The organism is Pseudoalteromonas nanhaiensis (genome assembly GCF_051235485.1).
Classification (GTDB): domain Bacteria; phylum Pseudomonadota; class Gammaproteobacteria; order Enterobacterales; family Alteromonadaceae; genus Pseudoalteromonas; species Pseudoalteromonas lipolytica_C.
The window spans coordinates 56,110-70,817 of sequence record NZ_JBPNYQ010000015.1 but is presented as its reverse complement, the minus strand read 5'-3'; the positions used below and the strand labels follow the sequence as shown (position 1 = coordinate 70,817).

Below are 14,708 nucleotides of genomic sequence, written 5' to 3'. Positions count from 1 at the left end.
TTATTCCTCTACTGCACGCGTGCGGTTAAAAATTCAATGCTTTGCTGTAATAGCAATGCGCCATTTGGCGTTAAAATTGACTCAGGATGAAACTGATAGCCAAGGGCATTATCTTGTTGATGGTAAATTGCCATTGGAATATTTTCATAACAAGCAATTACTTCAACATCATCAGGGACTTTAGTTGCCATTAATGAATGATAACGAGCAACTGGCATTTTATCGCCCATACCTGCGAATACTGGGTGCTCAGTCAACGTAATAATTGATGACTTGCCATGCACAGTTTCGCCGGCATGACCAATAACCCCGCCGTAGCTTTGTGTTAGAGCTTGCTGTCCTAAACAGATACCCAGCATCGGGAAGCGGCCTTTACACAGTTCAATGAGCTCCATTAAACAACCCGCATCAGATGGCGCGCCAGGACCAGGTGAAAGCACTAATAATACAGGCACTGTCTCTTGGCACATTTTGTCGAAGATGCTTTGTGCACTGATGTTATTACGGTATACCACTAACTGGCACCCTAACATAGAAAGTTCATCGACTAAGTTATAACTAAATGAATCAAAGTTATCTAAAAAGTAGATTTTATAGGCTGATGTTGTCGTCATTATTGTGCCTCGTAAGTCGATTGAATCGCAGTGATCACAGCTTGTGCTTTAGCACGGGTTTCATTGGCTTCTGATTGTGGATCTGAATCAAACACCACACCTGCACCTGCTTGCACATAGGCTGTGCCGTTTTTAACAAAGGCAGAGCGAATCACAATACAGCTATCCATGGCACCATCACCTGTTAAATAACCCACAGCACCACCATAGCTGCCGCGGCGTTTTTGTTCGGTTTGACGAACTAATTCAGCGGCGCGAACTTTAGGCGCGCCCACCAAGGTGCCCATGTTCATACAGGCTTGGTAGGCATGCAGCGCATCGAGTTCAGGCTTTAAAGTGCCAACAACACGTGAAACTAAGTGCATCACTTGTGAATAGCGGTCTACTTTTAATAATTCTTTCGCGTGACGTGTGCCTGGTACGCTAATACGGGCAACATCATTTCGCGCTAAATCAACTAGCATAAGGTGCTCAGCACGCTCTTTTTGGTCGTTGCGAAGTTCAAGCTCAATGCGGCTGTCTAGGTCTGGATTAATTTGCCCGTTAGCAAACTTGCCTCGAGGGCGAGTGCCGGCAATAGGGTATACCTCAACTTGTTTACTCTCTGGGCAATATTTGAGGGCTGACTCGGGCGATGCGCCAAATAACACAAATTCTTCATCGCGCATATAAAACATATATGGGCTTGGGTTTTGTAGTTTTAATTGGCTGTAAGCATGAAGTGAGTCAGGGCAGGCGAGAGAAAAAGTACGTGACGGAACAACTTGGAAAATATCGCCATCAACGATGTTCTTTTTCAACTTGATGACATGTTCGCAGTATTGCTCGTCGCTAACATCAACAGAAATTGGGTTTGAGCCTGCTTGCTTTTGCCCTTGATAGCTTTGTGCATTGTCACATACGGCATTTAAACGCTCTAACTGTTGACCAACCTCAAAACAATTAGCATGAACTTGTGGGCCGTTAAACACATTGCCAATTAGCTCGGTTGTTTTTGCTTGATGGTCGATGACAACTAACGTTTCGGCGAGGTAGAAAACATAATCAGGGCAGCTATTTTCGCCGTCAGGCACATCAGAAAGAGTTTCGAAATTAGCAACCATATCGTAGGCAAACACACCACCTAAAAACACAGAAAACGGATTGTCTGTGGTGCTTTTAATACTATTTATGCAGCTGCGTAGTGCACTAAATGCGTTATCTGCAACTAGTTTACTGGCTTCATCAATATCGCTGGCAATCTCGTTGTAGGTTAAGGTTAATGTGTCTTCTACAAGCTCTGCAGAGCAGTTTTGCACATGAGTTTGTAAATAAGGCAGTAATTGTTTGCCGTTATTTGACTGTGCAGTGAGTGTGACCTGTTTGCCTTGGCAAACAATACGTAGCGCTGAGTCAACCAAAATTAGACTTTTTACACTGTCTTTAGAATCAATTTCAGCAGACTCTAACAGCAGTGAATTAGGCTTATCGAGTAAACTGTATAACGCAAGTGGGCTACTTATGTAATCGCGCACTTGAGTGATACTGGTTACTTCACCCGGTGTCGTTGTTATATGACTAAAAATCAAACCTCATTCTCCCTCATTCCCAAAAACTCTTTAAAAAACAAAACCCCGCAAAGCGATGCTTGGCGGGGTTCGTATAAAGATGCCTATAAATTAGATAGACCCTTACCGTCCCGCTAAGCCAGGCGCCACCACCAATGATGTGTAAGAGTTGCTATGTAATTCATTATAAAACCTTAAAATTTAGATATAAAAAAACCCGCTACATGAGCGGGTTTAGAAATCGTTAGACACGACAATTCGTCACCCGCTTGTTACGAGTGCCACCACCAAATTGTGATTTGAATTGTTTTGTTCATTGTTGTTTCTTATTTAACGTGTCTGAAAGTGCATACAGTAAAGCGTACCTGAGCCGATACTGTCAAGCATTAATTTACATATTAATACGTGTTGTGTATTTACCTATCGTAATTGCCCATTTATGTGACTAGTACACACAGCTATATGTCTAACATAAAAAGATAATCACGCCCTCGCAGTAAATTTTTGTTATACTCACATCATTGATTCAAGAACTTACGTAAAGCAGTCTTTCCCTTTGATAAAATACGATTTACATAGCCACACCACATACTCTGATGGTCAGCTATCAGTCGAGCAATTGTTACACCGCGCGGTTGAGAAAAACATAGATGTGTTTGCAATTACCGATCACGACACGTTAAGTGCCATAAAACCAGCTCGCCAAGTCATAGCTGATGATAATTTACCGCTTAAATTAATTGCTGGTGTTGAAGTATCAACAAAATGGGAAAGCTTCGAAATTCATATTGTTGGCTTAAATGTTGATGATGAAAATGACTCACTGTTGTCATTATTACAAGCGCAACAAGCCAAACGTGAAGAGCGAGCAACCGAGATTGGTCGCCGCCTTGCTAAAAATGGTTTTGAAGGCATTTACGACCAAGCAAAAACATTTGCTGAAAACGCACAAATCACACGCGCGCATTTTGCCCGTGCACTGATTGAGCGTGGTGTAGCTAAAAACTTCCCAGGCGTATTTAAAAAATACTTAGGGCGAGGAAAAACAGGCTATGTGCCAAGTAGTTGGTGCGATATGCAAACAGCAATTGCTGCTATTCATCAAGCTGGTGGAGTTGCTGTACTTGCACATCCTGGGCGTTATCAAATGTCGAACAAGTGGCTGCGTAAGTTAATTATTGAATTTAAAGACGCGGGTGGCGATGCTATGGAAGTGGCACAACCACAGCAAGCGCCGAGTGAGCGCCAGTTTTTAGGTGAATTGAGTCGTGAATACGGGTTACTTGCATCGCAAGGCTCAGATTTTCATTTTCCGACAAGTTGGTTAGAGCTGGGTAAAAATTTATACTTACCAAAAGATTGCCAAGGGGTTTGGCAAGCATGGGAAGGGCAATAGGAGCGTATAATGAGTCAGTTTTTTCATATTCATCCAGATAATCCGCAACCACGTTTGATCAGCCAAGCGGTTGATATAATTAAACAAGGTGGTGTGATTGTTTATCCAACCGATTCAGGCTACGCAATTGGTTGTAGTATTGGTAATAAGCAAGCAAAAGAGCGCATTGAGCGTATCCGTGGTGTTGAAAAACATCATAACTTTACTTTGGTATGTCGCGACTTATCGGAGCTATCAACCTATGCTCGCGTCGATAATCAGTTATTCAGATTAATTAAAAATAACACTCCAGGGCCTTATACTTTTATCTTCAAAGGCACTAAAGAAGTACCAAAGCGTTTATTGAACGAGAAGAAAAAAACCATTGGTATTCGTGTTATAGAACATCCGATCACTTGTGCTTTATTGGCTGAGTTAGGTGAGCCTTTAATGTCGTGTTCTTTAATTTTACCGGGTGAGCAATATACCGAGGCTGATCCTGATGAAATTCGCGATCGCATTGAAAAGCAAGTTGATTTAATTATTCATGGTGGTTATCTTCCTGAACAGGCAACCACAGTAATTGACTTGTCGGATGATGATATCGAAATCTTACGTGTGGGTTGTGGTGATACTAAACCATTTGAGTAGAGACTTCATTGACTAGCCCAGAGCTTGACGCGCCAGATAATTTACAAGAGCCAGTACAGCAAAAGCTGCCACTGGCTTTTTTGCATGGCAAAGCGGTGGTCGATAAACCTGAAGATTTATACATTCCACCCGATGCATTAGAGATCATTTTAGAAACCTTTGAAGGTCCTCTCGATTTACTTTTGTATTTAATCAAAAAACATAAACTCGATGTACTAGAGCTCTCTATTTTTAGTATTACAGAGCAATACGTTAGTTATGTTGAAATGATGAGCGAGTTTCAGCTTGAACTGGCTGGTGAATACCTTGTCATGGCAGCTTTATTAGCACAAATTAAATCAAGATTATTGCTACCAAAACATGAAGAGCTTGAAGAGGAAGAAGACCCACGAGCTGAGCTTGTAAGACGTTTACAGGAATACGAACAATTTAAAAAAGCTGCCGAAAATCTTGACGAAATTCCTCGCGAAGGCCGCGATATCTTTGTAGCCGAAGCAATGGTGCCAGAATTTGGTGAGCGTGAGTTACTGTTACCTGACGTTGACATGAAAGACTTGTTAGTTGCACTAAGCGACGTTATGGCCCGAGCCAAAACATTTGAACACCATCATATTACCGCAGAAGCCTTATCGACCCGTGAGCGCATGAGCTTAATTTTAGATAAACTCTCAGAAGCACAATCACAGTTGCCTTTTAGTACTCTTTTTACGGTAGAAGAGGGCAGAAGTGGTGTTGTAGTAAGCTTTATCGCGATGTTAGAACTGGTGAAAGAAAACCTGATCAGCTGCTTTCAGGTAGATGCCAATAGCCAGATATATGTTGGTTTAGTGGAAGAAAGCGAATAGCTGGAAGCTAAAATTTTTCTGTTTAAAGCTTTAAGTGGTTAGATTTAAGTTTCAAAATCTGTGCCTTCTTCATGGCAAGTAGGTCATCACCAATCAAGATAATCACTAAAGTGTGCTTTGTATCCTAATAAATCACTTAACTTACAAAGTGTTAAACAATTGCACCAAGACTCAGTAGCTGATAAGTTGGTTTTTCCCATTTTGGGGTAAGCCTACTATTAAGGAAAATATAATGAAAAAGTTAGGAATGGTACTGTTATCTCTCGCTGCATTTGGTGCCTCAGCTGCAGAAAGTTTGCAATTAGACCTTAACCTTTATTTGAATAATCAACTTGTAAAAACGCACGTTGTTAAAACTGAAGAAGACAAAACTGAAACAGTCACTGCAGATGATATTCTTAAATTTGATGTAACCCCTACGTTGAACGAGCAAATTGTGACACTAACATCAGCACTCTATAAATTTGAAAATGGCTCTTACAATAAATTTCACGAACCTAAGTTAATGGTAAACCTTAACGAACCTGCAACGATTGAGGTTGGTACTGAGGGGGTTGAAGTGTACAGGATTGAAATAACAGCAAGTAAAATATAAAACTTAATTTTCTTAAGCTACTCAAAGTTAAAAGTTATATGACCTTTGCCTTTTAACTTTCCTCTTTACCCTGAAGTGTGCATATACGCACAGAAGCTGTTCGTTTTACGCTATTTTAATTATATAAATCCTAAGCTAAGCTGTACTTAGTTTCGTAATTCTCATAGGAAATGAGTATGTTAAAGAATTCAAAGTCAAGTTATGGCTGGGTCGCCATCTTAGTGCACTGGTTAATGGCTCTTGGGGTGTTTGGTTTGTTTGGCTTGGGCGTGTATATGGTTGAGTTAACCTATTATGACGCATGGTACAAAGGCTCTTTGGATTTACATAAAAGCGTGGGGATTACCTTAGCGGCATTATTGTTGTTTCGTTTTGGTTGGCGCTTGTTAGGTACTCAACCTGAGCCTGTTGCTGGTAGCTCAAAGGCAATGAATCATGTTGCTCACTCAGTACATAAACTGATTTATTTAGCTCTAATCGTTATTGTGACATCGGGCTATTTAATCTCTACGGCTGATGGCCGTGCAATTGAAGTATTTAATTTATTTGCTGTACCGGCATTACCCGAGTCGGTCGCGAACCAAGAAGATATTGCAGGTAAAATTCACTTTTATGCCGCGTATGGGCTAATAGCTGTGGTTGTTTTACATGCTTTAGGGGCACTAAAACATCATTTTATCGATAAAGATAAAACCTTAATTAGAATGATCAAACCATTGAAGGATGATTAATATGAAAAAATTACTATTAGGCACAGCACTAAGTGCTGCACTTTTCTCAACAGCTAACGCAAATGCAGCTGACTACGTTATTGATACAGATGGTGCGCACGCATTTGTTACTTTTAAAATTAAGCACCTAGGTTACAGCTGGTTACATGGTCGCTTTAACACCTTCTCAGGTGATTTTAGCTATGACGATAAAGCTCCTAATGCTTCTAAAATCAATGTAACGATTGATACTAAAAGCATCGACTCAAATCATGCCGAGCGTGATAAGCACTTACGTGGTAAAGACTTCTTAAATGTTGATAAATACCCAACTGCAACATTTAAAAGTACATCAATTAAATTTGATGAAGACGGTGATGAAGCGGATGTTACTGGTGAATTTACCTTAAATGGTGTTACTAAAACCATTACTTTTGAAATTGATAAAATTGGTGAAGGTAAAGATCCTTGGGGTGGTTACCGCGTTGGTTTTGAAGGCGAAACTAGCCTAAAACTAGCTGACTATGGTATCGACTACAACCTTGGCCCAGCATCAACACATGTTGATATTGGTTTATTTATTGAAGGTATTCGTAAGTAACAACAGTTTAAATCAGTGCCGCTTAATGGGCGGCACTTTCATTTCTTTTAATTAATCTCTTTTCCAAAATAGGCTGCAAATTATCGGGTAGCCACCTTATCATCACATCGTGAAAAGCCTGAGTATGGGCTATTTTTTCAAGCGTAATATCTAACTCTTTTATGTGCTCACTACCTTGTTCGTTATTCGTACAGCCAATATAACCAAGGCTTAAATCGGGCGCCTCTGACAGTGTCAATTGTGTGAGCTCATCTTCAAATCCCATTGAACGAGCTAAATAGTAGTGCTCGCTGGGGTAGCCAAGCAATATATCAATTCGTTTCTTATTAAGCATGTATGTCAAACTTGCTAAAGTGTCACGACCGGGTCTTGAGATAATATTGGCATCATGGCTGGTGTTTATAACATTATCTATGTCTTTGCCAAATGAGCGACTCATAGACACTCCAAGAGCAAGGTGCTTATCTGCAAGTAATGTTTTTAATGAAACATGCTTTGCTGTGTTCAGATCTAGAGTGTCCACTAACTCTTTTCTAATTGCTATAGAAGGGGATAACCCAACTGTTGATGTATGTTTAGAAAAAACAATATGCTGACGGCGATGCTCACTTTGGTACAAAGATAGCATACAGTAATTATTATATGGATTTGATAGCTCATGCACTGCGCGACTTGCAGGAAACAGGGAGCGCTTAAAAGTGTAATCAGGCATCGCTTGTTCAAGCAGTTTGATTACGCTCTCATCTCGCCCTGTACCTTCATACTTGTCATTCATGATGTAGTAGGGAGCAAAATCAACCATGATCCACTCAATGACTTTTGGTTGTTCAGTTGCCTGTGAAACAGCACTGCAAAAAAATAACAAAAGCAACCAGAAACGACGCATTGTTACTACCTATAATTAAGTATTGTTAAATCTAAGTTTAGCAGGGATTTAGGTTTGTGATAGTAGGTATGTAGACTATAACGCCAGCATTGTAGCTGGCGTTAATCGGTTGGTTTTAGTTGGCTTTTAACCACTTAACAAATTGACGGGCATCACTCGCCTTTTGGAAAATGGCATTTTTCAAGCCCTGCGTGTCACTAAAGATTACACGCTGTTTGTTAACCGAAATTGATTGCACTGGATGTGCGATTTGGATCAAAGATCCATTGTATTTATATGACATAATAAAACTCACTCTTTCTTTTTGTCTGTGTCTGTAGAGCTTTAAAAGGCATTAAAAAATACAGACCGACATTTGTTGTCTTGCATACAGTGTTGACTAAGTTTGTGACAGTTTAGTGATGATTTATAAATTCATCTAAATGTCATTTAGCAACTCGGGTTGCAAGTGATTATACGAATATGCGGGAATTACTGGATCAAGGTAAGGGGTTAACCGCGAGGTTTTTTAAAACCAGAGGACTAGATTACGTTAAGATTTTTCATAGTGCAAGGTTTATTTTTTAAACACAGCAATTAATTTCTGGATATTTTTTCGAAACAAGTGTAGTGTGAATTGGCACAAAAACAACAATAAATAGGTATGACCATGAATTACCTGTTAGTAACGGATATTTTTGGGAAAACTGCGCATTTAACCCAGCTTGCTCAGCAGCTTCGTGGCAAAACGTGCCTATGTGATCCATATTCGGGTCAAATTCAACTTCCTATTAATGAACAGTTTCAATATCAACACTTTCTGACTCATTGTGGCCATGACGGTTATCTCGAAAAAGTGCATCTGAAAATGTCATCCCTGCGTGAGCCTACAACAATTATCGCGTTTAGTGCTGGAGCAACAGCTGTTTGGCGTGCTCAAGCAGAGTTGAAAAATACAGCGATAAAACGGGTTATTGCTTTTTACCCATCACAAGTGAGAAATCACCTTGAGCTTGAAGCGTCTATTCCATTTAGGTTTATTTTTCCTAAAAAAGAAACGCATTTTGAGCTTGCTCCGGTGGTGTCTGCTTTAAAAGCCAAAGCAGGTGTTCAATGTGATATTACACAACATGACCATGGGTTTATGAACCCTTTATCAGATAACTTTAATCAACGCGCTTTTCAGTATTTTACAAAACAACTTTTGCTCAGCCATGATTGCGAACAACTCGTGACTAATGCATAAAGACTAGTCTATAGTTATTACTAAACAATATTATAAGTAATAACTATGACGGACCATTCAAATTACAGCCACTTTTTATCGAACCCTGTTGCTAAACCTCCCTGTCGCATGACGAATGCGCAAATGTATGGTTTTTTTGTTTCAGCATGTGAGCAAAAGATGCAGGCTTATGTTGATACCACATTGAATTTACTGGCTACAGATTCAGTCTCTTTTAATGTATTAGGTAGCAGTTGCTTGCTCACCTTTACTGACATAGAAAAAATCTCCTCTTTAACACCTCCCTTTTCAGAGCATGGGTGGATGCAAGAAACGGATATCATTATTTGGCTTCCCGTAGCAAAAATGGTCAAGGGAGATATTAATCACCTCTATTGGTATCCGGCGTTTATCAGCGTAAATAACATTTATGCTTTAATTAATGGCAGAGAGGCGTGGGGTTACAATAAATATTTATGTGAATATCAAATGCCATCTGCGTTAGATGACGCTGGTCGGTTTGCTATATCCCTTGAATGCTTTGATGTGTTTAAACCTGATTCTAAATTAGCAATGCATGAGTTGCTAACTATTGAGCAAACGGACGCGAGCATCTCTGAAAATTTGCTCGACAACGTTTCACGATTTTCAAAACGCGTTACTGATTTATTTGACCCTCAAGTTAAAGGTATTGACTTAGCACTGCTAAAACAATTGTTAGAGGGGTTCATTCATCCCCAGATGGATCAAATTTTGTTTAAGCAATTTCCCGATGGAGAGGGTGATAAAGCAGTTTATCAGAGCGTGGTTCATTCACCGTCTGTAATCAAAAAAGTCCATCAGTTAACACTTTTACATAATGATTTTAAGCTTAATGTTAAATCTCTGGCGAGTTTTCCGCTTAATGACATGTTCGGCATAGCATTTGGCAAACAATCTGTTCACTTACCGTTTTACGTCAATATGGATTTTGACCAACTTGGCGCAACTCAAGTTTTACCAGAGTAAAGGATAACCATGCAAAAAGAAAAAATTACTATTGTCGGTGGCGGTGTAGCAGCAATGACCGCAGCAGTTTATCTGACAGAGCAGTCAGACTGGCAGCAACATCGTGAAATAACCGTGTATCAACAGGGCTGGCGCTTAGGAGGCAAGGGCGCAAGTGGTCGTAATAGCCATTTTGGTCAGCGTATTGAAGAGCATGGTTTACATGTGTGGTTTGGTGCTTATGTAAATAGTTTTCGTACCCTTGAAGGAGTATATAACTCACTCAACCGACCTGCTAGTTATTCGCTGGCAACCTGGCAGCAGGCATTCAAACCGCATAGTTTTATTGCTTTGCAAGAATTCATTGATAACGAATGGCAAACTTGGCCTATTGATTTTCCAACTGTTGCTGGAAATCCTGCTGATGGCAGCCTTGATATTTCGGTGTGGGATTTTATCACCATGACATTAGCATGGCTCAAAAAATGGACAGAAGGCATTGAGCTAGTGTGTCAGCAGCACCAAGCTAAAACAAAATTGGTGACCAAAAAATCACGAGATCAGTCTTTACTTAAGTATATGTACCAAGAGATCAAAACGGATATTGATACCCAGCTTGGTGGGGCAAGGCAATTTATCGATGATATTGAGGCGGGAGCGGCAGAAGTAGTATCAAGCCCTCGCTCATTACTGACGCACTTATTGCAGTTTACTTCGCAGCAAACAACCCACACAAGTAAACAAGCTGATCGCCTCGTTATTTGGTATATCGTTCGCAAGATAAAGCGTTGGTTCAAAGAGCAGATAATTGACTTACTGGATGAAAACGCAGAACTAAGACGACTTTATATCTGCGCTGACTTAGCCATTGCTATGCTCACAGGGCTGATAAAAGATAAAGTCTACCGAGATGGCTTTGGTGTCATTAATTGCTACGATTTTCGTCAGTGGCTTGAAAAAAATGGAGCGAATAAAACTTATAGTGTGAATTCAGCACCGATACGCGGTTTTTATGATTTAGTGTTTGCTTATCCAAATGGTGATTTTAATAAGCCGAATGTTGAAGCCGGTGTGGCTGCGCTTGCTATGTTACGTATTGGCCTTTGCTACAAAGGCGGTGTAATGTGGAAAATGCAAGCGGGTATGGGCGATGTTATTTTCGCGCCAATTTATGAATTATTAAAACAGCGTGGCGTTAAGTTTAAGTTCTTCCATCAGTTAACTAACTTATCTGCTGGGCAAACTGACCAAGGTGAGCCGCTGGTAAGTGAAATAGAGCTTTGTCAGCAAGTGAGCCTAAAAAATGAAGACTATGCGCCGTTAATTGATGTTAAACAATTACCTTGTTGGCCTAGTGAGCCAATTTACGCACAAATTAATTCTGAACAAGCACACCTTCTGCAAGAGTATCAAATAAACCTTGAGTCTTTTTGGAGTAACTGGCCAGAAGTTTATCAAGAGCATTTTAATACAGCACTGCCATCTATCACTCTTCGTCATGGTATCGACTTTGATACGCTTATTTTAGGTGTGTCGGTTGCTTCACTTGAGCATGTAGCCCCTGAATTACTCGCTGTTGATTATGCGCTCTCTCAGCAAGCAACAAAAGTTCAAAGTGTGGCTACGCAAGCTTGCCAAGTCTGGTTGAATAAAACTAACCAGCAACTGGGTTTTAAAGACACAGTGCCAAGCAATGAGGGGCCTATTTTAAGTGGTTTTGTTGAGCCGTTTGATACCTGGGCTGCGATGGGTAATTTAGTCGATAAAGAAGATTGGCCAAGCGACAGTGGCCCAAAAAATATTGCTTATTTTTGTAGTGCATTTAGTTGTGATAGTTACCCTCCTGCAACTGCACATCAGTTTCCAGAGCAAATGAAGGCAGAAGTCAAACGCAACATGCATAATTTGTTTAGTTCAGATATGCAGGCACTTTGGCCTGATGCGTATGTTGATAACAAATTTGATTGGCAGGTTTTTTATAGTGATCCTCACAGTATTTTACCAGTATCAGAACAGCAGTACTGGCGCGTTAATATAGACCCCAGTGAGCGCTATGTGTTATCTGTGGTTGATTCGAGTAAATACCGCCTTGCAACTGATGGTAGTCAGTTTATCAATTTACGGATCACTGGCGATTGGATAAAAACCGGAGTTAATGCGGGCTGTGTTGAAGCTGCTGTAATGGCTGGTATGCAAACGGCACGTTCTATTTGCGGTCTACCCAAAACGATTAGCGGTGAACATGCGTTTGAAAAAGAATGATCATGCTGATGGCAATTATGGTGTTGATTACAAATAACTAGTCTTTGTTATTTGTATGCGACTTTAATCTTTGTTTTGGTCTATACTAAGCTGGAAATTACAAGAATTTAACAGGTTTCCCTCTTTTAAGGTCAAAATGCGAATGAAGCGTCCTTTTCTTATTGATCCAAAGCTGAAGACACTATCTTGTTCAAGCTTGGTACTCTGTGTCATTGCAAGCGCTGTTGCGCAGGCTGCAGAGACTAGAAAAGACATGGAAGTCATTAGTGTATACGCACAAAAGCGTCCTCAAGCAATTGAAGACGTAAGCGTGGCGGTGAGCCAAGTGAAAGGACAATTACTCAATAATCAACATATTAAAGATTCAACTGAGATTGGTTTATTCTCACCTAATGTAAAAATAACGCAAAACGCCGCAGAGGGGACACCCCCCGCAGTAAGTATTCGTGGGGTGGGTCTTCTTGACTACAACACCGCAAATACGTCACCTGTTGCCATGTATCTTGATAGTGTGGCTGTTGGCTCCGCCAATAACCAAATTGTGAATTTGTATGATATTGAGCAACTCGAAATTTTACGCGGCCCACAAGGGACTTTATTTGGTCGTAATTCAACGGGTGGTGCTATCCTTATTCGCTCAAACCGGCCTGAGCTTGATAGCTATGGATCATTGAGCTTAGGAGTAGCCAATAACAATGGCACGAGCCTCGATGGCGTGTGGAATCAGCAATTAACTGACTCTAGTGCATTACGTGTTGCTGTTAACTATCAAGACTACCAATACTCAACAAAAAATACCTTTGCAGACTCGCCAACGGCAGGCATGGAGCAAAAAAATGCCCGTGTATCTTTTTCGTCTGAATGGGATGAGGTTGATCTTTACCTGCAAGCGCATATTGAAGATTGGGACGGTATTGTCCAGCCTGTAGGGAGTATTGGTGTTGTAGCGAACCCTTTAACCGGTGAACTTTGTTCACCAGCAGATGCGGGGTCAACACGCTGTTTTGATAACTTTGGCTTTAATGATGGTAGTGATGACTTTTTTGAGGTAAGCGTAAATAATGACTCACCTCATAAATCTGATGGCTATGGCTTTATCGCTGAAGTAAATTGGCATGTAAACGAGCAAACTACATTTACTTCATTGTCGAGCTTTAATGATCTTCAAAGAAGCCATGCCTTTAATTGCGATGGTTCACCAGCTCGCTTATGCGAAGGGGTACTTGGGTTAGATACCCAAATGTTTAGCCAAGAATTTAGATTGTTAAATGAATTTGCAGATTACACGCTAACGAGTGGTGTTTATTTCGCGGATGAAACCATTGAGCAAGATAATTTAAATGATATTTTACGCGATTTTCGCGGCATTTTACCAACAAACTTAACTGCTACCTTTATCTACGATAATGAAATCAAGATGCAGAATTTGGCCGTGTTTAGCCAAATTGAAGTGCCTGTCGCAGAACAGTGGATGATTACAGCAGGCCTTAGATATGACTATGAATCACTAGAGTATGACTCAATCGCCACATTAAATACCGTGGTTGATGTGAACGATTTAACTGGTGTGCTGGTGCCATTTTACCGCGTTACTGATGAGCAATCAGATAACGGTTTTACAGGGCAAATTGCGATTAATTACCGTTATTCTGATGCAAGCAATGTTTATTATCGATTTGCAAATGGCAGTAAAAGTGGCGGCTACAATGGCGGCTTCTTATCATCTGAAGAACAAGCAATTTTAGCGAATTACGGTAAAGAGCGCTTGAATGCCCATGAAATTGGCTTAAAGTCGTACTGGCCTAAGCAACAATTAAGAATGAACTGGGCGGCGTTTTATTATGATTACAACGACCAACAAGTGTTTATGAACCAAGCGTCAGAAACACCGCAAATGCCGCCTGTGCAATTACTTGAAAATGTTGCTGATTCAATAATCTATGGTCTTGAAACTGAAATTAACTATCAAGCAACTAAGCAATTAGCCATGTTACTTGCAGTGGGTTATATCCCCCATGCAGAATTTGAGGACTATGTTGACCCACTTGGTAATAGCATTACCGATAATCAACTGCCTTTTACCTCTAAATGGAATGTATCAGCGGGATTAAAATACGATACCAGCTTGGCGTCGTATCCGTTATCGGCCAACATTATTTACGATTATCAGTCTGAGTTTTATTTTGACCAGAACATGAATCCCTATGCCCGCCAAGAAGGTTTTAGTATTGTTAATGCGCATCTAAAATACGATGTTGATAATTGGTCATTTACTTTGTGGGGCAAAAATTTATTTGATACTGAATACAGTCAGTTAAAGTTCGATTTAAGCTCGTTCCTAGGCATGCTTGAAGACTTTAAAGGAGAAGGGAGACGATATGGTTTTGACGTTTCTTTTCAATTTTAATTACCAGCAGGCTTGTTGTAGTGA

The 14,708-nt window shown here is 40.4% G+C and carries 14 protein-coding genes; 10 read left to right on the top strand and 4 right to left on the bottom strand.

Annotation, left to right across the window (positions count from 1 at the left end; genetic code table 11):
* Positions 1-8: 8 nt before the first annotated feature.
* Positions 9-614, bottom strand: coding sequence for an aminodeoxychorismate/anthranilate synthase component II (locus ACSFVZ_RS13680; protein ID WP_062565123.1), 606 nt, complete (start codon positions 612-614; stop codon positions 9-11).
* On the bottom strand, positions 614-2,182 hold the full coding sequence (locus tag ACSFVZ_RS13675) for an anthranilate synthase component 1 (protein ID WP_435559080.1): 1,569 nt from the start codon (positions 2,180-2,182) through the stop codon (positions 614-616). Before ACSFVZ_RS13675 ends, ACSFVZ_RS13680 begins: the two co-directional genes overlap by 1 nt.
* Positions 2,183-2,717: 535 nt before the next feature.
* Between ACSFVZ_RS13675 and rnm the strand changes: the two genes are divergently transcribed.
* From rnm to ACSFVZ_RS13645, 6 genes are all read left to right on the top strand, one after another.
* Entirely contained in the window at positions 2,718-3,557 is an 840-nt protein-coding gene (gene rnm, locus ACSFVZ_RS13670; RefSeq protein ID WP_135925220.1) for an RNase RNM, read from the top strand.
* A 9-nt stretch (positions 3,558-3,566) separates the two neighbouring features.
* A complete protein-coding gene (locus ACSFVZ_RS13665) occupies positions 3,567-4,187 on the top strand; it encodes an L-threonylcarbamoyladenylate synthase (protein ID WP_435559079.1) in 621 nt (206 codons plus the stop codon).
* Positions 4,188-4,195: 8 nt separating this feature from the next.
* The gene (locus ACSFVZ_RS13660) at positions 4,196-5,032 is read left to right on the top strand and encodes a segregation and condensation protein A (RefSeq protein WP_435559078.1); all 837 of its coding nucleotides are present in this window, start codon (positions 4,196-4,198) and stop codon (positions 5,030-5,032) included.
* Between the two features lie 232 nt (positions 5,033-5,264).
* Positions 5,265-5,627, top strand: a complete 363-nt coding sequence (locus ACSFVZ_RS13655) for a hypothetical protein (RefSeq protein ID WP_435559077.1) — start codon at positions 5,265-5,267, stop codon at positions 5,625-5,627.
* Between the two features lie 176 nt (positions 5,628-5,803).
* Entirely contained in the window at positions 5,804-6,358 is a 555-nt protein-coding gene (locus ACSFVZ_RS13650) for a cytochrome b (protein ID WP_063529650.1), read from the top strand.
* Position 6,359: 1 nt separating this feature from the next.
* Entirely contained in the window at positions 6,360-6,938 is a 579-nt protein-coding gene (locus tag ACSFVZ_RS13645; RefSeq protein ID WP_135925208.1) for a YceI family protein, read from the top strand.
* Between the two features lie 22 nt (positions 6,939-6,960).
* On the opposite strand, the gene ACSFVZ_RS13640 is transcribed toward ACSFVZ_RS13645, so the two are convergent.
* Positions 6,961-7,824, bottom strand: coding sequence for a TIGR02285 family protein (locus ACSFVZ_RS13640; RefSeq protein WP_435559076.1), 864 nt, complete (start codon positions 7,822-7,824; stop codon positions 6,961-6,963).
* Positions 7,825-7,939: 115 nt separating this feature from the next.
* Positions 7,940-8,107, bottom strand: coding sequence for a hypothetical protein (locus tag ACSFVZ_RS13635; protein WP_165381452.1), 168 nt, complete (start codon positions 8,105-8,107; stop codon positions 7,940-7,942).
* Between the two features lie 366 nt (positions 8,108-8,473).
* Between ACSFVZ_RS13635 and ACSFVZ_RS13630 the strand changes: the two genes are divergently transcribed.
* The 4 genes from ACSFVZ_RS13630 (at position 8,474) to ACSFVZ_RS13615 (ending at position 14,684) form a co-directional block, all read left to right on the top strand.
* On the top strand, positions 8,474-9,049 hold the full coding sequence (locus ACSFVZ_RS13630) for a dienelactone hydrolase family protein (RefSeq protein ID WP_435559075.1): 576 nt from the start codon (positions 8,474-8,476) through the stop codon (positions 9,047-9,049).
* 123 nt (positions 9,050-9,172) lie between these two features.
* Positions 9,173-10,036 (top strand): acetoacetate decarboxylase, encoded by an 864-nt coding sequence (locus ACSFVZ_RS13625; RefSeq protein ID WP_435559074.1) that lies wholly within the window; start codon positions 9,173-9,175, stop codon positions 10,034-10,036.
* Between the two features lie 9 nt (positions 10,037-10,045).
* Positions 10,046-12,277, top strand: a complete 2,232-nt coding sequence (locus ACSFVZ_RS13620; protein ID WP_435559073.1) for an NAD(P)-binding protein — start codon at positions 10,046-10,048, stop codon at positions 12,275-12,277.
* A gap of 142 nt (positions 12,278-12,419) precedes the next feature.
* Positions 12,420-14,684 carry a TonB-dependent receptor gene (locus ACSFVZ_RS13615; protein ID WP_435559072.1) on the top strand — a complete coding sequence of 755 codons (2,265 nt, stop codon included), beginning with the start codon at positions 12,420-12,422 and terminating at the stop codon, positions 14,682-14,684.
* Positions 14,685-14,708: the final 24 nt, after the last annotated feature.